This window comes from Leifsonia sp. EB41 (assembly GCF_041262565.1).
In the GTDB taxonomy this organism is placed as follows: Bacteria; Actinomycetota; Actinomycetes; order Actinomycetales; family Microbacteriaceae; genus Leifsonia.
Map to the genome: position 1 here is coordinate 1,453,005 of NZ_JBGCCJ010000001.1, position 23,062 is coordinate 1,476,066.

At 72.7% G+C, this 23,062-nt stretch carries 25 protein-coding genes; 15 read left to right on the plus strand and 10 right to left on the minus strand.

Features of this window, described 5'->3' with window-relative positions:
- Positions 1–36: 36 nt before the first annotated feature.
- The 4 genes from ABH923_RS07155 to ABH923_RS07170 form a co-directional block, all read right to left on the minus strand.
- Positions 37–636, minus strand: a complete 600-nt coding sequence (locus tag ABH923_RS07155) for a TetR-like C-terminal domain-containing protein (protein ID WP_370054642.1) — start codon at positions 634–636, stop codon at positions 37–39.
- The gene (locus ABH923_RS07160) at positions 629–1,483 is read right to left on the minus strand and encodes an alpha/beta fold hydrolase (protein WP_370054643.1); all 855 of its coding nucleotides are present in this window, start codon (positions 1,481–1,483) and stop codon (positions 629–631) included. Before ABH923_RS07160 ends, ABH923_RS07155 begins: the two co-directional genes overlap by 8 nt.
- A 55-nt stretch (positions 1,484–1,538) precedes the next feature.
- Positions 1,539–2,120, minus strand: a complete 582-nt coding sequence (locus tag ABH923_RS07165; RefSeq protein ID WP_370054644.1) for an NUDIX hydrolase family protein — start codon at positions 2,118–2,120, stop codon at positions 1,539–1,541.
- 214 nt (positions 2,121–2,334) lie between these two features.
- The gene (locus tag ABH923_RS07170) at positions 2,335–2,457 is read right to left on the minus strand and encodes a hypothetical protein (protein ID WP_370054645.1); all 123 of its coding nucleotides are present in this window, start codon (positions 2,455–2,457) and stop codon (positions 2,335–2,337) included.
- Positions 2,458–2,540: 83 nt separating this feature from the next.
- On the opposite strand from ABH923_RS07170, the gene ABH923_RS07175 reads away from it, so the two are divergent.
- The 3 genes from ABH923_RS07175 to ABH923_RS07185 all read left to right on the plus strand — a co-directional run bounded on the left by ABH923_RS07175 (position 2,541) and on the right by ABH923_RS07185 (position 8,443).
- On the plus strand, positions 2,541–2,882 hold the full coding sequence (locus ABH923_RS07175) for an alpha/beta hydrolase (RefSeq protein WP_370054646.1): 342 nt from the start codon (positions 2,541–2,543) through the stop codon (positions 2,880–2,882).
- A gap of 68 nt (positions 2,883–2,950) precedes the next feature.
- Complete coding sequence (locus tag ABH923_RS07180) at positions 2,951–7,648, plus strand: ATP-dependent helicase (protein WP_370054647.1); 4,698 nt, start codon at positions 2,951–2,953, stop codon at positions 7,646–7,648.
- Between the two features lie 18 nt (positions 7,649–7,666).
- Positions 7,667–8,443, plus strand: coding sequence for an Fpg/Nei family DNA glycosylase (locus ABH923_RS07185; protein WP_370054648.1), 777 nt, complete (start codon positions 7,667–7,669; stop codon positions 8,441–8,443).
- Between the two features lie 97 nt (positions 8,444–8,540).
- On the opposite strand, the gene ABH923_RS07190 is transcribed toward ABH923_RS07185, so the two are convergent.
- Entirely contained in the window at positions 8,541–9,131 is a 591-nt protein-coding gene (locus ABH923_RS07190) for an NADPH-dependent FMN reductase (RefSeq protein ID WP_370054649.1), read from the minus strand.
- An 84-nt stretch (positions 9,132–9,215) separates the two neighbouring features.
- On the opposite strand from ABH923_RS07190, the gene ABH923_RS07195 reads away from it, so the two are divergent.
- The 3 genes from ABH923_RS07195 (at position 9,216) to ABH923_RS07205 (ending at position 12,188) form a co-directional block, all read left to right on the plus strand.
- Complete coding sequence (locus ABH923_RS07195; RefSeq protein ID WP_370054650.1) at positions 9,216–9,755, plus strand: hypothetical protein; 540 nt, start codon at positions 9,216–9,218, stop codon at positions 9,753–9,755.
- A gap of 44 nt (positions 9,756–9,799) precedes the next feature.
- Positions 9,800–10,300, plus strand: coding sequence for a MarR family winged helix-turn-helix transcriptional regulator (locus tag ABH923_RS07200; RefSeq protein WP_370054651.1), 501 nt, complete (start codon positions 9,800–9,802; stop codon positions 10,298–10,300).
- Between the two features lie 130 nt (positions 10,301–10,430).
- Positions 10,431–12,188, plus strand: coding sequence for an LCP family protein (locus ABH923_RS07205; protein WP_370054652.1), 1,758 nt, complete (start codon positions 10,431–10,433; stop codon positions 12,186–12,188).
- An 81-nt stretch (positions 12,189–12,269) separates the two neighbouring features.
- On the opposite strand, the gene poxB is transcribed toward ABH923_RS07205, so the two are convergent.
- On the minus strand, positions 12,270–14,003 hold the full coding sequence (gene poxB, locus ABH923_RS07210) for a ubiquinone-dependent pyruvate dehydrogenase (protein WP_370054653.1): 1,734 nt from the start codon (positions 14,001–14,003) through the stop codon (positions 12,270–12,272).
- 148 nt (positions 14,004–14,151) lie between these two features.
- Here poxB and ABH923_RS07215 point away from each other — a divergent pair, with 148 nt between their 5' ends.
- On the plus strand, positions 14,152–14,784 hold the full coding sequence (locus ABH923_RS07215) for a ScbR family autoregulator-binding transcription factor (protein ID WP_370054654.1): 633 nt from the start codon (positions 14,152–14,154) through the stop codon (positions 14,782–14,784).
- A gap of 250 nt (positions 14,785–15,034) precedes the next feature.
- The gene (locus ABH923_RS07220; protein ID WP_370054655.1) at positions 15,035–15,412 is read left to right on the plus strand and encodes a DUF3566 domain-containing protein; all 378 of its coding nucleotides are present in this window, start codon (positions 15,035–15,037) and stop codon (positions 15,410–15,412) included.
- Here the strand turns inward: ABH923_RS07220 and ABH923_RS07225 are convergent.
- Positions 15,393–16,043 (minus strand): TetR/AcrR family transcriptional regulator C-terminal domain-containing protein, encoded by a 651-nt coding sequence (locus ABH923_RS07225; protein WP_370054656.1) that lies wholly within the window; start codon positions 16,041–16,043, stop codon positions 15,393–15,395. The genes ABH923_RS07220 and ABH923_RS07225 overlap by 20 nt on opposite strands.
- A 56-nt stretch (positions 16,044–16,099) precedes the next feature.
- Between ABH923_RS07225 and ABH923_RS07230 the strand changes: the two genes are divergently transcribed.
- The 7 genes from ABH923_RS07230 to ABH923_RS07260 all read left to right on the plus strand — a co-directional run bounded on the left by ABH923_RS07230 (position 16,100) and on the right by ABH923_RS07260 (position 21,442).
- Complete coding sequence (locus tag ABH923_RS07230; RefSeq protein ID WP_370054657.1) at positions 16,100–16,777, plus strand: biotin transporter BioY; 678 nt, start codon at positions 16,100–16,102, stop codon at positions 16,775–16,777.
- Positions 16,774–17,892, plus strand: coding sequence for an AMP-binding protein (locus ABH923_RS07235; RefSeq protein ID WP_370054658.1), 1,119 nt, complete (start codon positions 16,774–16,776; stop codon positions 17,890–17,892). The genes ABH923_RS07230 and ABH923_RS07235 overlap by 4 nt, the downstream gene beginning before the upstream one ends.
- Positions 17,864–19,003, plus strand: coding sequence for a thiolase family protein (locus tag ABH923_RS07240; RefSeq protein ID WP_370054659.1), 1,140 nt, complete (start codon positions 17,864–17,866; stop codon positions 19,001–19,003). Before ABH923_RS07235 ends, ABH923_RS07240 begins: the two co-directional genes overlap by 29 nt.
- On the plus strand, positions 19,000–19,698 hold the full coding sequence (locus tag ABH923_RS07245) for an energy-coupling factor ABC transporter ATP-binding protein (protein WP_370054660.1): 699 nt from the start codon (positions 19,000–19,002) through the stop codon (positions 19,696–19,698). The genes ABH923_RS07240 and ABH923_RS07245 overlap by 4 nt, the downstream gene beginning before the upstream one ends.
- A complete protein-coding gene (locus tag ABH923_RS07250) occupies positions 19,692–20,303 on the plus strand; it encodes an energy-coupling factor transporter transmembrane protein EcfT (protein ID WP_370054661.1) in 612 nt (203 codons plus the stop codon). Before ABH923_RS07245 ends, ABH923_RS07250 begins: the two co-directional genes overlap by 7 nt.
- Positions 20,300–20,623 (plus strand): CHY zinc finger protein, encoded by a 324-nt coding sequence (locus tag ABH923_RS07255; RefSeq protein WP_370054662.1) that lies wholly within the window; start codon positions 20,300–20,302, stop codon positions 20,621–20,623. The genes ABH923_RS07250 and ABH923_RS07255 overlap by 4 nt, the downstream gene beginning before the upstream one ends.
- Before the next feature lie 144 nt (positions 20,624–20,767).
- Positions 20,768–21,442, plus strand: coding sequence for a hypothetical protein (locus tag ABH923_RS07260; RefSeq protein WP_370054663.1), 675 nt, complete (start codon positions 20,768–20,770; stop codon positions 21,440–21,442).
- 1 nt (position 21,443) lies between these two features.
- Here ABH923_RS07260 and ABH923_RS07265 read toward each other — a convergent pair whose 3' ends face one another.
- Genes ABH923_RS07265 through ABH923_RS07275 form a run of 3 tightly spaced genes read right to left on the minus strand, consistent with a single transcriptional unit; the run spans position 21,444 to position 23,055 of the window.
- A complete protein-coding gene (locus tag ABH923_RS07265; RefSeq protein ID WP_370054664.1) occupies positions 21,444–22,424 on the minus strand; it encodes an NAD(P)-dependent alcohol dehydrogenase in 981 nt (326 codons plus the stop codon).
- On the minus strand, positions 22,421–22,750 hold the full coding sequence (locus tag ABH923_RS07270) for a helix-turn-helix transcriptional regulator (RefSeq protein WP_370054665.1): 330 nt from the start codon (positions 22,748–22,750) through the stop codon (positions 22,421–22,423). The genes ABH923_RS07265 and ABH923_RS07270 overlap by 4 nt, the downstream gene beginning before the upstream one ends.
- Positions 22,645–23,055 (minus strand): hypothetical protein, encoded by a 411-nt coding sequence (locus ABH923_RS07275; protein ID WP_370054666.1) that lies wholly within the window; start codon positions 23,053–23,055, stop codon positions 22,645–22,647. The genes ABH923_RS07270 and ABH923_RS07275 overlap by 106 nt, the downstream gene beginning before the upstream one ends.
- Between the last annotated feature and the right edge of the window lie 7 nt (positions 23,056–23,062).

Here is a 23,062-nt window from a genome sequence, read left to right on the forward strand (position 1 = left end):
AGCGACATGGGATGAGTCTCGGGCAGGGCGCTGGGGTCAGGGGTGGGTCGGGGTGGGGGCGAGGGTGGCGATGCCGGCCTCGATGCCGTCGATCAGGAGGCGGAAGCTGCGGTCGAGGTCGTCGGGGAGACCGAAGCCGCCGCCGAGTTCGAGGGTGATGAAGCCGTGGAGGGCGCTCCGCAGCATCCGGATGGCGTCGACCGTCGCCTCCTCCGGCAGTCCGAAGCCGCGCAGGGCGGCGGCCAGGACGGCGATGGTCTCGCCCGCCCGCGCCGCCAGCTCGGCGTCCGCGTCCGAGCCGAGGTCGGGTGCGACCTGCGTCGCCGCATACCGTCCGGGATGGCGGTGCGCGTAGGCGCGGACGGAGTCGGCCGCTGAGTGGAGGGCCTCCGGCCCGGAGCGCCCGATGGTCGCCTCGGCCAGCACGCCCGTCAGCTCGGCCACACACTCGGTCGCGACCACCCGGCGCAGGTCGTCGAGCGACGCGACGTGCTTGTACAGGCTCGGCACCGCCACACCGGCGCGGGAGGCCACGGCGGCGAGGGTCAGCTTGTCGAGGCCGTTCACCCCGCCGGCGTCCACGAGGTCGAGGGCCACGGCGGCCACGGCGGCCCGGGTCAGCCCGGCCCTAGGCACGGGCCTGGCCCCACCCGCTCGCTCGGCGCTCCGCGAGGAAGCGCAGTGTCTCTGGCACGATCACGTCGGGCCGCTGGGCCTGCGGGTAGTGGCCCGACTCGGGGACCCGGACGACCTCCGCCCCGAGGGACTCGATCCAGTCAGCCTCGGCGGCCGGGTCCTTGTAGTCGGGGTCCAGGGCTCCGACGAAGGCGAGGATGGGGGCCGTCACCTCCGGGAGGCGGGGCTCGACGACAGAGTGGGTGAGCTGGAGGGTGAGGTGGCGGAAGGAGCGCAGCCGGCCGGGCTCCTTCATGTTGCGCTTGAGGTCGGCGGTGTGCTCCTTCAGCCACGGCGCGGTGCGGCCCTTGTTGATCGAGCGGTAGTAGCCCGCCCAGAAGGCCGGGCCCCACGGGCCGGTGAACAGCACGCGGTACATCCCGTGGATGGACGCGACGGTGAGGCGGCTCATCGCGGGGTCGCGCAGCAGCGGGCCGTAGAGCACGAGGCCGGCGATCGCGTCGGGACGCTCGGCGGCGGCCCACGCGGCGGCGGCCGCGCCCATCGAGTTGCCGAGCACGACGGCGTTGCCGCCCAGCTCGTCGATCAGCGCGATCAGGTCGCGGGCGGTCGCGATGTCGCCGAACTCGCGGAAGGTGGTGTCCGACTCGCCGTGCGCCCGCAGGTCGGTGACGGCGACGCGGTAGCCGGCCTCCAGCAGCGGGCCGGTCAGCTCGCGGTAGGTGGAACGGAGATCGCCCATCCCGGGGACGGCGACGACGAGCGGGCCGGAGCCCTCGACGGTGTAGCTGATGCGTCCCTCGGGGCGCTGCAGGTACCGGACCTGCGAAGCGATGGAAGTGTTCATAGCCGTAAAGCTAATACCATTAGCTAACGAGCGCAAGCACAATCGAGGAATTCGGTCAGACGATCTTGCCGACCGACGCCATCGCCGCCTTCACCAGCACCCCGCGGCCGCCTTCGAGCTCCTCGCACACCGTGTGCGACACCGCCTCCTCCGGCGTCATCCAGGTGATCTCGAGCGCGTCCTGTCGCGGTTCGCAGGTGCCGGTCACCGGCACCACATAGGCGAGCGAGACCGCGTGCTGCCGCTCGTCGGTGAACGCGGTCACCCCCGGCATCGGGAAGTACTCCGCGACCTGGAACGGCACCGGGCTCGCCGGCAGCAGCGGGAACGCCATCGGCCCGAGGTCTTTCTCGATGTGCCGGAACAGGGCCTCCCGCAGCGTCTCGCCGTACATGACCCGGCCGGAGACGAGCGTGCGGGTGATCTCGCCCACCGCGTTCGCGCGCAGCAGCACGCCGACCTCGGTCACCTGGCCGAGGCCGTCGACCCGCACCGGCACGGCCTCCACGTAGAGCAGGGGGAGTCGTCGGCGGATCTGCTCCAGCTCGATGTCGCTCAGCCAAGCGGGACCGGGCTGGACGCCGTTGCCATCGAGCGGGTCGGGGGTCGGGTCCGGGTCGGGTGTGCGCACGCTCATGCACTGATCCTACGGATGCCGCACCGCGCCGCCACCCGGATAGACCGATCTGTGGACTGCGCCGCGATCTGGGGGCTGTGGAGGACAAGCCGCCGTGCGCAGAATGGATCATGCCATTCCCCGCCCCCGAGCTCCACCTCGACCACGAGGCCGTGCTCTGGTCCGCCGGCGAGGCCGACCGCGTCGGCCGCCCCCGGCTGATCCTCCTGCACGGTTACGGCTCGGACGAGGCCGACCTGTTCGGGATCTCGGCGTACCTGCCGCTGGAGCCGGTGATCGCCTCGCTGCGGGCGCCGATCCCGGAGGGGCCAGGCTTCGCGTGGTTCTCGCGGTTCACCAACATCTCGGTCGACCCGCTCGCCGCCAACGCCGACGCGGGCCGCCCGCGCCGTCCTCGACTGGCTGGACGACCAGCCGGACGTGCCGACCGGCCTGCTTGGCTTCTCGCAGGGCGGCGGGCTCGCCATCCAGCTCCTGCGCCTCGCGCCGGAGCGCTTCGACTTCGCAGTCACGCTCTCCGCCTTCGTCGTGCAGGGCACGGAGGACGGGGATGCGGCGCTCGCCGAGCGCCGGCCGCCGGTGTTCTGGGGCCGCGGCACCCACGACGACACCATCCCCGCGACCGGCGTCGCGCGCGCGGCCGAGTGGCTGGCCGCGCACACGGACCTCGACGCGCGCATCTACGAGGGCCTCGGCCACGGGATCTCGCCGCTCGAGCTCGGCGACATCTCCTCCTTCATCCGGGCGCACCTGCCGCGCTGACGGCCCGCGCCCGCACCCCGCGCGGCCTCCGCTTGGCGGTGTCGGTGGCGGGGAGCAGGATGGAGGCGATGAGCGACGTGCTCGACCGGTTCTCCCCCGCGACCCGTGAATGGTTCCGCGGGGCCTTCGCCGCGCCCACCGACGCCCAGACCGGAGCGTGGGAGGCCATCTCGCACGGGCGGCACGCGCTGGTCATCGCGCCGACCGGTTCGGGCAAGACCCTGGCCTCGTTCCTCTGGGCGATCGACCGGCTGGCGAGCGAGGAGCGGCCGCCCGACGCCCGCCCCGGCACGCGCGTCCTCTACATCTCGCCGCTGAAGGCGCTGGGTGTGGACGTGGAGCGCAACCTCCGTGCGCCGCTGGTCGGCGTCACTCAGACGGCGCGGCGGCTCGGCGCCGAGCCTCCGCATGTCTCCGTGGGCGTGCGCTCCGGCGACACGTCGTCGTCCGACCGCCGGGCGCTGGTCGCCTCCCCGCCGGACATCCTGATCACCACGCCCGAGTCGCTCTTCCTCATGCTCACGTCGCAGGCGCGCGAGACGCTCAGGACGGTCGAGACCGTGATCGTGGACGAGGTGCACGCCGTCGCCGCCACCAAACGCGGTGCGCACCTCGCGCTGTCGCTGGAGCGGCTCGACGCCCTGCTCGAGAAGCCGGCCCAGCGCATCGGCCTGTCCGCCACGGTGCGGCCGCCGGAGGAGGTCGCGCGGTTCCTCGGCGGCAGCTCGCCGGTGGAGATCGTCGCGCCGCCCGCGGGCAAGCGGTTCGACCTCCGGGTGGTCGTACCGGTCGAGGACATGAGCGAGCTCGGCACCTCCACCTACGCAAGCGACAACGACGACGGCTCCGCGCCCCAGGCCGGCTCGATCTGGCCGCACGTGGAGGAGGCGATCGTCGAGCGAGTGCTGGAGCACCGGTCCTCGATCGTGTTCGCGAACTCGCGCCGACTGGCCGAGCGGCTCACCGCCCGGCTCAACGAGCTGTACGAGGAGCGGCTGCTCGGCGGGGAGGCGGGAGGCGCGTCCGCCCGGCCCCCGGCGGAGCTGATGGGCGGGTCCGGACAGACCAAGGGCTCCGCCGCCGTCGCCGACCCGGAGTCGCTCGTGCTCGCCCGCGCGCACCACGGCTCGGTCAGCAAGGAGCAGCGCGCCCTCATCGAGGACGACCTCAAGTCCGGGAGGCTGCGCTGCGTCGTCGCGACCTCCAGCCTGGAGCTCGGCATCGACATGGGCGCGGTGGACCTCGTCGTGCAGGTGGAGGCGCCGCCCTCGGTCGCGAGCGGGCTGCAGCGTGTCGGCCGGGCGGGCCACCAGGTGGGCGAAGTCTCGCGCGGGGTCGTGTTCCCCAAGCACCGCGCCGACCTCATCCACTCGGCGGTCGCCACCGAGCGGATGGTCGCCGGCCTGATCGAGACCATGCGGATCCCGACGAACCCCCTCGACATCCTCGCCCAGCAGACGGTGGCGGCGACGGCTCTGGAGCCGCTCGACGCCGACGACTGGTTCGACACGGTGCGCCGGAGCGCGCCGTTCGCGACGCTGCCGCGCAGCGCCTACGACGCGACCCTCGACCTGCTCGCCGGCCGTTACCCGTCCGACGAGTTCGCCGAGCTGCGGCCGCGCATCGTCTGGGACCGCGACGCGGGCACGCTCACCGGGCGCCCGGGCGCGCAGCGGCTCGCCGTGACCAGCGGCGGCACCATCCCCGACCGCGGGATGTTCGCTGTCTACATGGTCGGCGAGCGCGCCAGCCGGGTGGGCGAGCTGGACGAGGAGATGGTCTACGAGTCGCGCGTCGGCGATGTGTTCGCGCTCGGCTCCACGAGCTGGCGCATCCAGGAGATCACCCACGACCGCGTGCTGGTCTCGCCCGCGTTCGGCGAGCCCGGCCGGCTGCCGTTCTGGAAGGGCGACGGCATCGGCAGGCCCGCGGAGCTGGGCGCGGCGGTCGGCGCGTTCGTGCGCGAGCTGAGCGCCGCCTCCCCCGCCGACGCCGAGCTGCGCTGCGTGGAGGCCGGGCTCGACGCGTTCGCGACGGCCAACCTCCTGGCGTTCCTCCGCGAGCAGAAGGAGGCCACCGGTCACGTCCCGACCGACCGCACTCTGGTGGTGGAGCGGTTCCGCGACGAGCTCGGCGACTGGCGCGTGGTGTTGCATTCCCCGTACGGCATGCAAGTGCACTCGCCCTGGGCGCTGGCCGTGCAGGCGCGCGTGCGCGAGCGGTACGGGATCGACGCGGGCGCGATGGCGGCGGACGACGGGATCATCGTGCGTATTCCCGACACGGAATCCACGCCGCCCGGCGGCGAGCTGTTCGTGTTCGAGCCTGCCGAGCTGGACGAACTGGTGACCCTGGAGGTCGGCGGCTCTGCGCTGTTCGCGTCCCGGTTCCGCGAGTGCGCGGCCCGTGCGCTGCTGCTGCCGAAGTACAACCCGGGCAAGCGGTCGCCGCTCTGGCAGCAGCGGCAGAAGGCGTCGCAGTTGCTCGACGTGGCTCGCAAGTACCCGAGCTTCCCGATCATCCTGGAGACGGTGCGAGAGTGCCTGCAGGACGTCTACGACCTGCCCGCGCTGGACGAGGTGGCGCAGAGCATCGCCCAGCGCCGGATCACGCTGGTGGAGGCCGCGACCGAGACGGCCTCGCCGTTCGCGCGGTCGCTGCTGTTCGGCTACGTCGCGGCGTTCATGTACGAGGGCGACAGCCCGCTCGCAGAGCGGCGGGCGGCGGCACTGTCGCTCGACGCGGGGCTGCTGGCCGAGCTGCTGGGTCGCGCGGAGCTGCGCGAACTGCTCGACCCGTCGGTGATCGAGCGGGTGGAGTTGCAGCTTCAGCGGCTCGATCCGGAGCGTCGCGTGCGCGGCGAGGAAGGCGTGGCCGACCTGCTGCGGCTGCTCGGGCCGCTGACGGTGGCGCAGGTCGCGGAGCGGTTGCACGGCGAGGAGGCGGGTGACCGGGCTCCGACGGACGCCGTGGCGACTGTCGACGATGCAGCCGACGCACCCTCCGCAGCCCCGCACGCCACTCCCGCCATCGCTCACGCCCACCTCACATCCCTGGTCGACGCCAAGCGCGCCCTGGCCGTGACCATCGCGGGCGAGGAGCGCTTCGCCGCCATCGAGGACGCGAGCCGCCTGCGCGACGCGCTCGGCGTCCCGCTCCCGATCGGGGTGCCCGTCGCGTTCATCGAGCCGGTGGACGATCCCCTGGGCGACCTGGTCAGCCGGTATGCGCGCACGCACGGCCCGTTCGAGGTCGCGGAGGTCGCCTCCCGGTTCGGTCTCGGCCCCGCGATCGTGCACGACGCGCTGCGCCGGCTGTCCCGCGACGGCCGCGTCGTGGAGGGCGAGTTCCGCCCGCACGCGACCGGCTCGGAGTGGTGCGACGCGGAGGTGCTGCGGCGGCTGCGGCGGATGTCGCTCGCCGCGCTCCGCCAGGAGGTCGAGCCGGTCGAGACGGCGACGTTCGCGCGATTCCTCGGCGACTGGCAGCACGTCGGCTCCACTCTTCGCGGCGTGGACGCGGTCGCGTCGGTCATCGAGCAGCTCGCCGGGGCGCGCATCCCGGCCTCCGCGTGGGAGTCGCTGGTGCTGCCCAGCCGCGTCGCGGACTACAGCCCGGCCATGCTGGACGAGCTCACTGCCACCGGCGAGGTGATCTGGGCGGGCGACGGCTCGCTGCCGGGCAACGACGGCTGGATCAGCCTCAATCTCGCCGACTCGGCCCCGCTGACGCTCGCCCCGCCGACCGACCACGGTCCCGACGAGCTGCAACGCGACGTCCTGGCGGCGCTCGCGCTCGGCGGCGGGTACTTCTTCCGGCAACTCTCCGACAGCCTCGGCGCCGAGCGCGGCGAGGCGATCGAGGACGCCGTGCTGGTGACCGCGCTGTGGGACCTGGTCTGGGCGGGCCTGGTCACCAACGACACCCTCGCTCCGCTGCGCACGCTGACCGGCGGCGGCGGCGGCGCCCACAAGCGGCCGCGGCAGCCCACCCGCTCCCGGATGTACCGCGGCCGGGTCGGCGCCCCGCGCACCTCCGCGATGGTCACCCGGATGGGACCGCCGACCGTCGCCGGCCGCTGGTCGCTGCTCCCCGAGCGCGACCTGGACTCCACGGTCCGCGCGCACGGCCAGGCCGAGACGCTGCTCGACCGGTACGGCGTCGTCACCCGCGGTTCGGTGATGAACGAGGGGACGCCGGGAGGCTTCGCCCTGGCCTACAAAGTGCTCAGCGGCTTCGAGGACAGCGGGCGCGCGCGCCGCGGCTACTTCGTGGAGACGCTCGGCGCCGCGCAGTTCGCCAGCGGCCCGACCGTGGACCGCCTGCGCACCTTCGCCCGCGACCACACGCAGCCTCGACCGTTCGACACGGTCGCCCTCGCGGCGACCGACCCCGCCAACGCGTACGGCGCGGCGCTCCCCTGGCCGGCCGTCCCAGCAACGACCGAGGGCGTGGAGGGCGGCACCGGCCACAGGCCCGGTCGCAAGGCGGGCGCGCTGGTCGCCCTGGTCGACGGCGAGCTCACCCTCTACGTGGAGCGCGGCGGCAAGAGCCTGCTCTGCTTCGCCGACCAGCAGGACGACGGTGTGCGCCCCGCGCTCGTGGCGGCCTCCCGCGCACTGGCCGGCCTGGTGACCTCCCGCCGCGTGGACAAGCTCGCCATCGAGACGGTCAACGGCGCGAACGTCCTCGGCAGCCCGCTCGGCGCGGCGCTCGCGGAGGCGGGGTTCCTCCCCACGCCGCGCGGTCTCCGGCTGCGAGGGTGACCGCGGGGATGGCGACCGATGCCTGAGGGCGACACCGTCTACCAGACGGCCGCGCGCCTGCGCCGCGCGCTGCAGGGCCGGCTGCTGACCGAGACGGACTTCCGGGTGCCGCAGTACGCGACCGTCGACCTCAGCGGCCGGCACGTCGACGAGGTGGTCAGCCGCGGCAAGCACCTGCTGATCCGGGTCGGCGACCAGACCATCCACAGCCACCTCAAGATGGAGGGCTCGTGGGAGGTCTACCCGCCGGGCGGACGGTGGCGGCATCCCGGTTTCCAGGCGCGCGTGGTGCTGCAGACCGCCGAGACGCAGGCGGTCGGCTTCCAGCTCGGCATCCTGGAGGTGGTGCCGCGGTCGGGGGAGGATGCCGTCGTCGGCCATCTCGGCCCGGATCTGCTCGGCCCCGACTGGGATGCCGAGGAGGCCCTCCGCCGGCTGGCCGAGCACCCGGACACTCCGATCGCGGTCGCGCTGCTCGACCAGCGGAACCTCGCCGGCATCGGCAACGTCTACGCCAACGAGCTGTGCTTCGTGCGCGGGATGCTGCCGACGCGGCCGGTGCGGGAGGCCGACCTCCCGGCCACCGTCGACCTGGCGCGGCGGATGCTCGTCGCCAACCGCGACCGGACCGTGCGCGTGACGACCGGCGACACCCGCCGAGGCCGCAACACCTGGGTGTACGGCCGCGACGGCAAGCCGTGCCTGCGCTGCGGGACGCTCATCCGCCGCGCGGAGCTCGGGCGCACCGAACTGGACCAGCGCGTGACCTACTTCTGCCCCACCTGCCAGACCTGAGCGCCGCGCCCTCCGGGGCGCACGCGCACGCGAGGGGCACGTCGTTGTCACTTTCGAGTCCCGAAAGTGACAACAACGTGCCCCTCGACGGTTGGGGTTAGGCGGCGGCTTCCTCGTCGAGGTCGGCGTCGGAGGCGGCGCGCACGGAGGCGAGCGCGCCGGACCACGACTCGAGCTGGTCGAAGAGCGGCGTCAGGCCGGCCTCGGCCGCGGTGGTCGGCTTGAGCGACCAGTTCTCGAAGTCGTGCTGGAGGCTGAGGCCGACGAAGGCGCTGACCGTCGCGACCTGGAGCTGCGAGAGCACGAGCCGCAGGTGCTCGACCGCGCGGGCGCCGCCGAAGACGCCGTAGCTGACGAAGCCGGCCGCCTTGTTGTACCACTCGGCCCCGACGAAATCGATCGCGTTCTTGAGCGCGCCGGAGGTGCTGTGGTTGTACTCGGGCGTGACGAAGAGGTAGCCGTCGAACTCGGCGATCTTGGCCGCCCACGCCTTGGTGTGGTCGTTGGCGTACTGGCCCATCGCGGCGGGCATCGGCTCGTCGAGGTGCGGGAGGTTCCACTCGGCGAGGTCGACGAGCTCGTACTCTGCGTCGTCGCGCTGCGCAGCGTGCTCGAGCACCCAGCGGGCGACGGACTCCCCGTTGCGGCCGGGGCGCGTGCTGCCGATGATGATGGCGATCCTGGTCATGTCAGCCTTCCTAGTTAGATGACGTGTCAACATTCGAAACCGGTGCCCTGCCGCGGGTATTCCCGTGCCCGCTAGGCTCGACGCATGTCAGACCGGCGCGCTCCCGACGACGCTCATCTGCCCGCGAACGCCACCGAGGAGGAGCGCAGGGAGGCCGGCGACCGGCTCCGCGAGCGCATCTACGTGACGTTCACGGCGCTCGCGATCCTGATGGCGCTGAACGCGCACGGCGAGCACCTCGACTCCCCGACCGTGCTCTGGACGCTCGTGATCTCCGTCGTCGGCGTCCTGCTCGCGGGCCTCGCCTCCGACCTGGTCTCGCACATGATCGTGCACAACACCCTGCCGACGGCTCGCGAGTTCCGGCACCTCCTGGCCGTCGCCTCCCGGGCGCTCACGGTCATCGTCGTCCCGGTGATCGTCCTCGCCGCGGCGATGCTCGGCTGGATGCAGGCGCGGACCGCCGTCGTCATCGCGATCACCGCCCTCATCGCGTCGCTCGCGGTGATCGCACGCATCGCGGTGTCGCGCACCGGGATCGCCGGCTGGAAGCAGCTGATCGTGCTCGTCGGCATCGTGGCGCTCGGCGTGCTCGTCGTGTTCCTGGAGCAGCTCGCGCACTGAGGCGGGCCTCCGCACGCTGTCGCAGGCGCGTGCAAGGATGACGTATGCCGATCGCGCGCACCCGACCCGATCCGCGCAAGCTGAGCGCTGCCGAAGCGGAGCTCTTCCACGCGTTCTACCTGATGCGCCGCGGGTTCGACCGCACACTGGACGCCCAGCTCCAGCGGGACGACGGCATCTCCATCTCCGAGCTCGAGGTGCTCATGGCGCTGGTGCGGTCGCCCGGGCGGCGGCTGCGCGTGCGCGACCTGGTCGAGCTGACCGGCTGGGAGAAGAGCCGCGTCTCCCACCAGGTCACCCGCATGGAGGGCCGCGGCCTGGTGGAGCGCGAGGACTGCGCGGAGGACAGGCGCGCCAGCTGGATCCGGCTCAGCGGCGACGGGCGCCGCGTCGTCGTGCGGGCGCTCCCCAAGCACACCGCGACGATCCGCCGCATCCTCTTCGACGCGCTCACGCCGGAGCAGCAGGACGAATTGCTTGCGATCTCCACCCGGATGACCGACGCGATGTCGCCGGGTGACGCAGCCTCCGAACCGGATGCATGAGGGTTCTCGCAGCGCTGGTCGCCCCTTTGCCGTGAGCATGCTGAGAACTCCTCGCTGATCTACTGGTCATTCCGCCGGAACACCGGGCGAAACCAGGCTGTTCGCAGGCCGCACCCCCTAGCGTCGTGGTGTGCGACGCCCGAACTATCCCTCAGGTGAGTCCGGCGCCGGCCGGGACGACCGTCCCGAGCCGCCGACCGAGATCTTCGGACGCGTGCCCGCAGCCGACCCGCGCCGGCCGGTGCGGGCGACGCGGCCGGCGTCCGGCGTGCCCTCGGGGCGCAACGGTGGGCGCGCTGCGGGAGCAGGCGCGGCGGCGGGTGCCGGCACCGGCGCCGCTGCTGCGGGAGCGTCCGGCGCGGGAGCCTCCGGCGCGCCCTTCGACCTCTTCGGGCTGTCCGGCTCGCCCGACCCGGGCCGTGCTGACGGCGGCTTCGGCGACGACGGCTTCGGCGACGGCGGCGAGGGCTCCGGCGGCGGCACCGGCGGCGGCAAGCCCCCGAAGAAGCACCGCCGCTCCAAGCGCATCATCGCCTGGACCGCGGCCGGGCTGGCCGTGCTCCTCGTGGTGCTCGGCGGCTATGCCGCGTACAGCTACTTCCGCTTCGTCGGCGGCGTGAGCCACGTCAACGTCATCAACAAGACCGGCAACGACGTGGACGGCGCGGACCAGAACATCCTGCTCGTCGGCGACGACCACCGCCCGGACAACGCGACGCAGGCGGAGCTGAACCAGCTCAGCACCACCGCGGACGGCGGCGGCACCAACACGGACACGATGATGATCCTGCACATCCCGGCCAACGGGAAGTCGGCGACGCTCGTCTCCCTCCCCCGCGACTCCTGGGTGAACGTGCCCGGCCACGGGATGAACAAGCTCAACGCGGCGTTCTCGCTCGGCAACGGCGGCAGCGACCCGACCAGCGGAGCCAAGCTGCTCATCCAGACGGTGCAGAACCTCACCGGGCTGTCGATCGACCACTACGTGCGCGTCTCCCTGCTCGGCTTCTACACGATCGCGAAGGCCCTCGGGCCGGTGCAGGTGTGCCTCAACAACGCGGTGAACGACCCGTACTCCGGCGCGAACTTCCCGGCCGGAGTCTCGACGCTCGACGCCCAGCAGGCGCTGTCGTTCGTGCGGCAGCGGCACGGCCTCCCGCGCGGCGACCTCGACCGGGTCGTGCGTCAGCAGTACTTCCTGTCGGTGGAGGCGCACAAGTTCCTGTCCGCCGGGACCCTGCTGAACCCGGGCAAGCTCACGAGCGCTCTCGACGCGATCAGCGGATCGCTGGAGACCGACCCCGGGCTGAACTTCCTCCAGCTCGCGGCCCAGATGCAGGGGCTCACCGGCGGCAAGATCCAGTCGGCGACCATCCCGATCTCGGGCACGCCGACCATCACGGTCGACGGCTCCGACCTGTCGATCGTCCAGGTGGACACCGCCGCGATGCCCGCGTTCATCAAGAGCCTGACGGGCACGCCGTCCGCCTACGACAGCGCGAAGGCGGCCAAGCCGTCCGACACGAAGGTGACCGTGCTCAACGGCGGCAGCATGAACGGCGCGGCGGGAACGGCGACGCAGACGTTCACCGCGGCGGGCTTCAAGACCGGCACCCCCGGCGACGCGAGCTCGCAGCAGACGACGACCATCCAGTACCCGTCCGGCCAGGAGTCGCAGGCCAAGGCCGTCGCCGCCCTGATCCCGGGCGCCGCAGTGCAGGAGACCGGCAGCGTGAAGGGCGTCACCGTCGTCCTCGGCGACGACGGCCTGATGCCGACCGCGCCCGGAGCGGCCGCCACCGGCGGCAGCGCTCCCGCCGCCCCGGCCCCGGCCCCCACGCACTCCGGCCCGACGACCAACTACTCCAGCACCGTCTGCATCAACTGACCTCCGCAGCCATCAGTCCCGGAGTTGTGTACGTCCGCACACGGCGTGTCGCGTACATGACTCCGGGAGAGATTGCGTGGATCAGTCGAAGAGGCGGCGGAAGACGTTGGTGTCGGCGAGGTCGATGAGTTCGTCGCCGCGGCCGGACATGATGGTGCGGAGCGCGTAGAGGGTGAAGCCCTTCACCTGCTCGGCGGTGATCGCGGGCGGGATGCTGAGCTCCTGACGGGCGGTCACCACGTCCACCAGGGCGGGGCCGTCGTGGGCGAGCGCCGTGCGGAGGGCGCTCTCCAGCTCGTCCGGCTTCTCGACCCGCTGGCCGTGGATGCCGATCGCCTGCGCGACGCGGGCGAAGTCCGGGTTCTCGAGGCCCGTGCCGTAGTTGACGAAGCCCGCGGCCTTCATCTCGACCTCCACGAAGTTCAGCGAGGAGTTGTTGAAGACCACGATCTTGACCGGCAGCTTCATCTGCACCAGCGTCAGGAGCTCCCCCATCAGCATCGCGAGGCCGCCGTCGCCCGCCAGTGCGATCACCTGTCGCCCGGGGAACGCCGCCTGCGCACCGATCGAGTGCGACAGGGCGTTGGCCATGCTGCCGTGGCTGAACGAGCCGATCAGCCGGCGAGAGCCGTTCATCCGCAGGTAGCGGGCCGCCCAGACCACGGGCGAGCCGACGTCCGGGATGTACACGGCGTCCTCGCTGGAGAGCTCGCTGATCAGCCGCGCGACGTACTGCGGGTGGATGGGCGTGCGATTGCGGTCGTTGACGGCCAGCTCGTCGAGGCTCTTGCGCGCCTTCAGGTAGTGCGAGCGGGAGGCGTCGAGGTGCTTGGTGTCCTTCCGATCGTCCAGCAGCGGGAGGAGCGCCTCCACCGTGTCCTTCACGCTGCCGACCAGCCCGAGGTCGATCGGCGTGCGCCTGCCGAGGTTCTCGCCGCGGATGTCGACCTGGATGATCTTCGCCTTGGACGGATAGAACTGCTGATACGGGAAGTCCGTGCCTAACATCAGCAGGGCGTCGCACGACTCCATCGCCCGGTAGCCGGAGGAGAAGCCGAGCAGGCCGGTCATGCCCACGTCGTAGGGGTTGTCGTACTCGACGAACTCCTTGCCGCGCATCGCGTGCACGACCGGGGCCCGCAGCGCCCCGGCGATGTCGATGAGCTGCGGGTGGGCGCCCTCGACGCCGGCGCCCGCGAGGATCGTGACCTTCTTGGCGGCGTTCAGGATGTCCGCCGCGGCCCTCAGCTCGCCGTCGGTCGGCCGGGTCACGCGCGGCGAGTACCGGATCGGCGCCGACGGTTTGCGGCCGACGCTGTCCGCGAGGAAGATCTCGCCGGGGATCACGACCACCGCGACGCCGCGACGCTCGATGGCCGTGCGCATCGCGATCTCCAGCACGCGGGGCAACTGCTCGGGCATGCTCACGAGCTCGGTGTAGACCGCGGCCTCCCGGAACAGCTCCTGCGGGTGCGTCTCCTGGAAGTAGGTGCTGCCGATCTCCGGCCCCGGGATCTGCGCGGCGATCGCGAGCACGGGAACCCGGCTGCGGTTGGCGTCGAACAAGCCGTTGATGAGGTGGAGGTTGCCGGGGCCGCAGCTTCCGGCGCAGACGGCCAGCTCGCCGGTGAGCGCGGCCTCCGCCGCCGCCGCGAACGCCGCGGCCTCCTCGTGCCGCACGTGCTCCCAGGTGACGTCGCCCGCACGGCGCAGCGCGTCGGTGAAGCCGTTGAGCGAGTCGCCGGGGATGCCGTAGACGCGCTTGACGCCCGCGTCCCGGATGATCTCGACGATGGTGTCGGCGACGGTGGTCATGCGGCGTCCTCCTCGGTCGGCGCGTGCGACGGGTGATCCGGCTGCGGATACGCTCACGCTACTCCGAGGGCGAGTGCCGCGTCTGGTCCCGCGGCGACCCGATTCATGCATCAATCCCATAGCTGCGCCGCATTACTGTGTTCAGGTCATGGTCACGCAGTCTCGCGCCCTCGCCACCCGCGACGCCATCCTCCGGGGTGCGGCCGAGGTGTTCGGCGCGCGCGGCTACGGGCTGGCCTCCATCTCGGACATCGCGAAGACGGCCGGGCTCACGAAAGGCGCGCTGTACTTCCACTTCGCGTCCAAGGATGAGCTGGCGCTCGCGGTGATCGCCGAGCAGCACCGGCGCACGATGGAGGCCTCCAGCGCGATCCTGGCGGAGGGCCGGCCCGCGCTGGAGACGCTCGTGCTGCTCTGCCGGAGCCTCGGGCGGCAGCTCCTGGAGGACCCGGTGGTGCAAGCCGGCATCCGGCTGACCACCGACGTCGGGACGGCCGATCAGGCCATCGTCGAGCCGTACGAGGACTGGTTCCGCGCGATCGAGGAGCTGGCCAGGAAGGCGATCGCCGAGGGCGACGTCTCGGAACACGTGGACCCCGGGATGTTCGCGCATCTGCTGTCGCCCGCGTTCACGGGAGTGCAGCTCGTGTCGGCGACGCTGACCGGGCGTGCGGACCTCCTGCAGCGCATCCGGGAACTGTGGATCGTGCTGCTGCCGGGGATCGTGGCGGACGGGCGGCTCGACGCGCTGCGGTCGCTGCCCGACCTCGTCGTCGAGTGAACTCGTGGAGTGAACTCGTGGAGGGCGTCCCTCCGGGAACCGCCCGACCGACATCCCCCCAGTGGTCGCCGTTGCGAACTGTACGTCGGTCGGGCGTTCGCCCCCGCACGGCCATATTACATGCATAACCGGTCGATCGGTTTGTTTCGACGCCCGGTCGCTCCGGGTTCCTGCAAGCGTGCCGGTTAGACTCGCCGGATGGGGGAGCCGCGCGAGCGGTTCGAGAGCAGCAGCACCGGGGAGGTCGCCGATGTCGGCACGGACGAAGCAGAAGAAGCGCGCGACGATGCGCCTCGTCTACATCGACTTCTGGTCCGCGCTGAAGATGTCGTTCCTGATCAGTGTCGTGCTGGCGGCCGTAACCGTCGTGCTCACGCTGCTCGGCTGGTCGGTGCTCGACAAGGTCGGGCTGGTCGGCTCGATGACGACGTTCCTGGAGAGCATCGCGGGCGCGCAGGGCGCCTCCCTCGTCGCCGGCCTGACCTTCGGCAACGTGATGATGTTCACGCTCGTGGTGTCGCTGCTGGAGGTCATCGTCGTGTCCTCGCTCGGGGCGATCTTCGCGGCGCTGTTCAACCTGGCGACCACCGTCGTCGGCGGGTGGAAGGTCACGTTCGGGAGCGACTAGCCCCTGCGGTTCCGGCGGCTTCCGAGGCATCCTCGTCGGTCGCGAGGCGCTGGAGACCGCCCACGAGGAGTCCCACCCCGAACGCGAACGCGGCGGCGGAGTCCCCCTCGTCGAGCGGGTCGGCGGCCTCCCCCGTCGCCAGCACACCGATGCTGTCGAACTGCATCCGCTGCTGCTCGTGGGAGACGTGACCGAGCACGAAGTGCAGGAGCGCCGTGGCGGCGCGGCCGGACGTCTCGGCGTCGAAGCCTCCCGAGCGGACGGCGGCCTCCAGGCGCTGCTGGGCCGGGGCGGCGCCGAGGCCGAGCGCGGCGGTGCTGGCGACGACCTCCGCGCCGTCGCGGTAAGCGAGCAGCGCGTCGCGGAGGGCGGCGGCCTCGGCGCGCACCCGGTCGGGCCAGGACACCTCGGCTGAGGTGACGGCGGCGCGGCCGACGATGCGGTCGGCGAGCTCGGCCAGGAGGGTCTGCTTGTTCGGGAAATGCCAGTAGAGCGCGCTGGGTTGCACGTCGAGCGCGGCGGCGAGGCGGCGCATGGTGAGGTCGGGGAGGCCGTAGTCGTCGAGGATGCGGAGGGCCGTCTCGGCCACGTCGTCGCGGCTGTGCCTGCGTGCGCTTTCGTTTCCCGTCACGGTTTCACTATAGTGAACGCTGTTCAGGTGAACAGTGTTCAGGTAAAGGAATCCCGATGACCGACTCCCCCCGCACCACCTCCGCCACGCCCGCGACCGCAGAGAGCGCGGCCTCCCGGCCCGCGACAGCCCGCCCCGCCCGCCGCGGCCTCGACGCGACCGACATCGCGCGCGTCGCCGTCGTCGCCGCGATCGTCGCCGTCCTCGGCCTCCCCGGCGGCTTCACCGTGTTCGGCGCGGTGCCGATCACCGCGCAGACGCTCGGCGTGATGCTCGCGGGCGCACTGCTCGGGCCGTGGCTGGGCGCGCTGTCGATGACCGTGCTGCTCGCCCTCGTCGCCGCCGGACTCCCCCTGCTGGCCGGTGGCCGCGGCGGCATCGGCGTGTTCGTCGGGCCGTCGGCCGGATACCTGTTCGGCTGGATCGTCGGCGCCGCCGTCATCGGCCTCATCGTCCACGCCGGCAATCGCAAGCCCGTCGTCTGGCGCACGTTCGTCGGCGTCGTGGTGGGCGGCATCGGCGTGGTGTACGCGTTCGGCATCCCCGTGCAGGCGTTTGTCCTGCGGCTGCCGCTCGGTCAGGCCGCGTTCCTGAGCCTCGGCTTCGTGCCGGGCGACCTCATCAAGGCTGTGCTCGCGACCGCGATCGTGGCGACACTGGTCCGTGCGTACCCGCGCGCGTTCCGGCGCACCTGGGCTCCGGCTCGCCGTCGGGACGACGCTCCCGCCGCATGACCCGGATCGTCCCGCTGCGCGACGACGACCCCGCCCTCATGGAGCTGCTCCGGGAGGCGCGGTCGGCCGGCGACGTCCCGCTCGTGGTCGACGGCCGACGTCCGGCCTCGCACCTGGCCGCGGCCGTGGACGCGGCGTCGCACGCGGATCTCGAGGGCCCTGACGGGTCCGACCGGATCGGCTGGGCGTCGCTGACCTCCGGCAGCAGCGGGCCGCCGCGGATCGTCCTGCGGAGTCACGCGTCGTGGGCGTCGTCGTTCGCGGCGGTGGCCGGGCTGCTGGGCGGCGGAGAGACGGTCGCCCTCCCGGCGCCGGCGTCGTCGTCGCTGACGCTGTTCTCGCTCGCGCACGCGCTCGACGGCGGCCCGCGGGCGGTGCTCGACGGCGGCGCCGCCGACTGCTTCCACGGCACCCCCGAGGCGCTGCGCCGGCTGCTGGAGTCGGGCGCCGCGTCCGGCATCCGGTCCGCGCTGGTCGGCGGCTCCCACCTCGACCCGGCGCTGCGGGCGCGGGCCGAGGCGGAGGGGATGCGCGTGACCGCGTACTACGGGGCGGCGGAGCTATCCTTCGTCGCCGTCGACCACGGCGACGGGCTCGTGCCGTTCCCGGGAGTCGAGCTGAGCGTGCGCGACGGCGAGCTGTGGGTGCGCTCGCCGTACGTGGCCCGCGGCTACGCCGGTGCGCCCGGCCCGCTGCGCCGCGACGGCGCCTGGGCGACAGTCGGCGACCGTGCAGAGCTGGTGCGTGCGGCGGACGGCGGCGAGCGCGTCCGTCTGCTGGGCCGCGCGGACGGCGCGATCCTCAGTGCGTCCGCCACGATCGTGCCGGACGAGGTGGAGGCCGCGCTGCGTTCGGTGCCCGGCGTGCGCGACGCGGTGGTGTTCGGGCTCCCGACCGGCCGCGTCGGCGCGCTCGTCGCCGCGCTCGTGGAGCCGGACGGCAGCCTCCCGTCGCTGGCCACGCTGCGAGCGGCGGCTGCCGAACGCCTCGCGCCCGCCCATCGTCCACGCCGCTGGTACGCTGCCGAGTTGCCGCGGACCGCCGCGGGGAAGCCGGCGCGTGCGGAGGCCGTACGTCGGGTGCTGGATGGGGAGGTGCGGCCGATTGAACACTGAGACCCCCGTCATCGTCGCCGCCCGCCGCACACCCATCGGCACCCGCGGCCGCGCCCTGGCGAGCCTGCGCGTGGAGGAGCTCGCGGCGCCGGTCCTCCGAGCCGCCCTGTCCGATGCGTCGAGCGCGACAGGCGCGCCGATCCAGGTCGCGGACGTCCTCCTCGGCAACTGCATGGGTCCCGGCGGCAACCCGGCGCGCGTGGCGGCCCTCGCCGCCGGGCTGGACCCCGCGATCCCGGGCGGCACCGTCGACCGGCAGTGCGGCAGCGGGCTGGCCGCGATCCTCGACGCGGCCACCGCGATCCGGGCGGGCGACCGGAGGCCGCGGCTCGCCGGGGGCGTGGAGAGCGCCTCCACCGCGCCCGTCCGCTCGGTCGACGGAGTCGCCTACGACCGGGCGCCGTTCGCGCCGGACGGCTTCCCGGATCCCGACATGGTCCGGGCCGCGGAGGACCTGGCCGCGCACGACGGCATCCCGCGGTCGCGGCTCGACGCCCACGCCGCGCGCAGCCACGAGCGGGCCCGCGCCGCGCAGGCTGGCGGCCGGTTCCGGGATGAGCTGGTGCCGCTGGCCGGGCTCGACCGGGACGACGCGATCGGCGGGGCCGAGCGGCTGCTCACCCGGCTGCCCGCGCTGTTCCCCGGCGGCGTGCTCACGGCCGGGACCTCGACCCGGATCGGCGACGGAGCCGCTGCGGTCGTCGTGGCCCCGGCCGGCGCAGCGCCCGGACTCGCGGTGCTGGCCGGCGCGGTCGTCGGCTGCGACCCCGCGCTGCCCGGGATCGGCGCCGCTCCGGCGATCCTCTCCGCGCTGGAGCGAGCGGGTGTCACCTCGCGGGAGATCGTAGCGTTCGAGCTCGTGGAGGCGTTCGCGTCGCAGAGCATCGCGGTGCTGGAGCGCGTCGGCGTCGAGGAGGACGACCCCCGCGTCTGCGCCGACGGCGGCGCGCTGGCGCTCGGCCACCCGTGGGGCGCGAGCGGAGCGGTGGCCGTGGTGCGGCTGTTCAGCCGGCTCGTGCGCGGCGGGGCTCCGGCGGGGACCCTCGGGGTGGCCGCCGCGTCGGTCGGCGGCGGGCTGGGTGTGGCGGCCGTGTTCGAGGTGGTGCGATGAGCGCCCTCCAGCTCGACGGCATCGGGGTCCGCCTCGGTGACGTCGACGTCCTCCACGATGTGACCCTCGACCTCGACGCCCGCACCATCGCGGTGATCGGCGAGAACGGGTCGGGGAAGTCCACCTTCGCACGCCTGCTCGGCGGGCTGGTCCCGTCCTCCGCCGGCGGGCTGCGCATCCTCGGGCTCGACCCCGCCCGTCAGGCCGAGCTGCGGCGGCGGATCGCGGTCGTCTTCAGCAACCCGGACGCGCAGATCATCATGCCGACCGTCGCGGAGGATGTCGCCTTCTCGCTCCGCGCCGACCGGCTCGGGCGGGAGGCCACGGCGGCGCGCGTCGCCGAGGCCCTCGAGCGCTTCGGGCTGACCGAGCTGGCGGACCGGCCCTCGCACGACCTGTCCGGCGGCCAGAAGCAGCTCCTCGCGCTGTGCGGCGCGTTCGTGCGGCGGCCGGAGCTCGTCATCGCGGACGAGCCGACCGCCTACCTGGACGCCCGCAACGCGCGGCGCGTCTCCGACCATCTGCTGGAGGACGCCGGGCACCGACTCGTCCTGGTCACCCACGACCTGGCGCTGGCCGCCCGCTGCGACACGGCGGTGCTCTTCGCCGGCGGCACGGTGGCCACGGTGGGCTCGCCGGGGGATGTGGTGGCGGCGTACGAGCGGCTGCTCGCCGAGGGGAGCCTCCCGTGCTGACGCTCTACCGCCCGGGGACGGGACCGCTGCACCGGATGCCGGCCGGCCCCAAGCTGCTGATGGTGCTCGCGGCGGTGCTCGCCGTTTCGCTGCTGCCCTCCACCTGGGTCGCGGCCGCGGTCGCCGCGGCGCTGCCGGTGGTCGCTTACGCCCTCGCGCGCCTCGGCGACGGGGCGTTCGGGATGCGCGAGCTCGCCCGTCAGGTGCTCGCCGTACGCTGGGTGATCGTGATCACCCTCGCCGGCCAGCTCCTCTTCCTCGGCCCGGAGCCCGCGGTCGCGAACACCGCGCGCGTGGCGTCCGCGGTCGTGCTCGCCGCGCTGCTGGTTCTGACGACGCGGGTCGCCGACCTCCTGGACGCCGTCGAGCGTGGCCTCCGACCGCTCGCGGCGCTGCGGGTCGACCCGGCGCGAACGGCGCTGCTGCTGACGGTGACGCTCAGCACGGTGCCGGTGCTCGCGGGGCTGGCGCGGGACGTCAGGGACGCTCAGCGCGCACGGGGCGCCAGGGCCGGGCTGCGGGCGTTCGCGGTGCCGTTCCTGGTGATGGCGTTCAAGCACGCGGACGAGCTGGGCGACGCGTTGACGGCGCGAGGGGTGCGATGAGCGGCGGCCCGCGCGTGCTCGGCCCCACGGTGGACGACCAGACGCGCTGCATCCACTACCGGACACCGCTCGACGTGATCGCGATCCGGTTCGCGTGCTGCGGCGAGTTCTACCCGTGCCACGCCTGCCACGCGGAGACCGCCGGGCATCCGGCGCAGCAGTGGCCGGTCGCCGAACGCGGCGAGCGCGCGGTGCTGTGCGGGGTGTGCAAAGCGACGCTGACGATCGCGGAGTACCTGGAGGCGGACGCCTGCCCGGAGTGCGGGGCGGGGTTCAACCCGGGATGCAAGCTGCACACGGAGTTGTACTTCCAGGTGTGAGGGGTCACGGGAGTTATCCACAACTTCGTAGCGAGCCCGCGACGCTGCCCGGTCGCCGCCCAGAATGATAAATGCCCCGGCGCGGCGACACTTTCGTGTCTCGTCCGGGGCTTACGTCGAACAGCTTACCGGAAAGCTCCACCCATGGCACAGCCTCATGACTCGATCTGGCGCGGTGGTGTTCCCCTGCTGATCGGCGGTCCGCGATTCCAGACGTACCTATCGGCCACCACCGCGCCTGACGAGGCCATCCGGCTTTACTCATGGAACATCGAAGTCTCGGCAAGCCTCCAGGGCGGTTTCCACCTCGCGGAGGTCTGCCTGAGGAATGCCCTGAACGACAGATTGGTCGACCACTTCGGCACGCGCGCCTGGTGGGATTCCGCGCAACTCCACAACGCCGATCTCGCCGTCATCCGATCAGCCCATCGAAACCTCTCTCGGTTGCGGTCGGGCGAGTTCACGCCGGGTCACGTCCTAGCGGAACTCGGGTTCGGCTTCTGGATCGGGCTTCTCGGAAATCGCTATCACGCTCGGCTCTGGGAGGCGGCAGAGCTCGACAGCGCCTTCCCGCATTACGGCGGTCGTCGCAGAGACCTGCACACGGCATTGGAGCGACTCCGAAAATTGCGCAACCGAGTCGCCCACCACGAGCCGATCTTCAACAGAGACCTCGCCTACGATCACGAATTGCTGCTGTCGATCCTCGGCTATCTGAGTTCGGACGTCGCGCACTGGTGCGGGACGCATTCGCGGTTCGGCAGCATCATCCTGCGGAGGGACGCTGTCGTCTCAGGGCTACACGTCCCCGCGTTCTGAGTTACGGCACCACCACGACCTTGCCGCGCGCCCGTCCGGCGCCGAGGTGGTCGATCGCCTCGCCCGTGCGTTCGAGTGGATACACGGTGTCGATGACCGGGTGGAAGGCGCCCTCGCTGTAGAGGCGGGCCAACTCGACGAGGTCCTCCTGGCGTTCGCGTGCCATCAGGCCGACCAGGCGCTGGCGGGAGGTCGTGTTCCTCAGGCCGGCCGCAGCGATGCGCTCCGTGCCGCCGAGGATGCCGCCGCCGGCCTCCCCGCCGACGAGGACGAGCGCACCCGCGGGCGCCAGGCTCGCTCGCAGCGCCCGAAGCGGACGGTTTCCCGCGGTGTCGATGATCGCGTCCCAGACCCGGCCGAGGCCGAGCGGGTCGGTCGTCGTGTAGTCGATCGCGTCCGCGGCACCCAGCTCGCGTACGAGCGCGGTCTTCGGACCGCTGCACACTCCCGTCACCTCGGCGCCGCGGGCGACGGCGAGCTGCACGGCGAAGTGGCCGACGCCGCCGGCCGCGCCCAGCACCAGCACCCGGTCGCCCTTCTCCACCTCGGCCGCGGCCAGCGCCTGCAGCGCCGTCACCGCTGAGATCGGGACCGCCGCGGCCTCGGCGAACCCCAGGCCGGCAGGGATGGGGACCACCGCGGCACGCGGGGCGCGGACCCGCTCGGCGAGCGCGCCCGAAGCCGAGCCGAACACCGTGCCGCCGACCTGGAGGTCGTCGACCTCGGCTCCGACGGCCTCCAACACGCCCGCGAAGGCAGCACCGCGCACACGCGATGACGGGCGGCGCATCCCGAAGCCCATCAGCCGCATCAGGTAGGGGCGGCCGGTGGTGAGGTGCCAGGTGCCCGCGTCGATGCCGGCCGCCTCGACGCGCACCAGCACGTCGGCCGGGCCGATCGACGGGACGGGGACCTCCTCCACGCGCAGCGCAGCGGTGGTGCCGTAGGCGTCCTGAACGACGGCGCGCATCGTGGTGCTCATGATTCCCCTCGCTCCTCGGGGTACTGGAACACGTCGTCGAGCGGGACCCCGAACACCCGCGCGAGCTGGAAGGCCATCTCCAGGGACGGCGAGTACCGCCCCTGCTCGATGGCGATGATGGTCTGGCGGGTGACGCCGACGCGATCCGCGAGGTCGGCCTGGGTCATCTCCCCCGCGCCGAAGCGCAGGGCTCGGATGCTGTTGGTCACGCGGGTGGGCTTCACCATGCCGGCAGCCCCTTGCGGTAGGCGACCAGCGTGGCGATCGAGCCGACCACCGCGGACAGCACGAAGGCGGCGTAGACGGCGTTCGCGATCCAGAACCACGGCGCCTCGAACAGCGCCAGGACCATCGCGGCCAGGGCGCCCATGATGACGAACGCCTGGCCGACCCGCTCGCCGAACGCGTGGATCTCGCGGTCGCGCTGGTCGCGCTTGTCGGCCTCCCGCGGGTTCGAGAAGGAGATCGCGAAGCGGGCGAGGATGTTGGCCACGATGGAGCCCACCACGGTCCAGATCAGCAGCGGCACGTAGTCGCCCGGGCCGTTCACTGCCAGCAGGATCAGGTAGACGGCGTAGCCCAGGACGGCGACCACCAGGTACGCCCACGCGCTCTTCTCGTCGTAGGACACCGCGCAC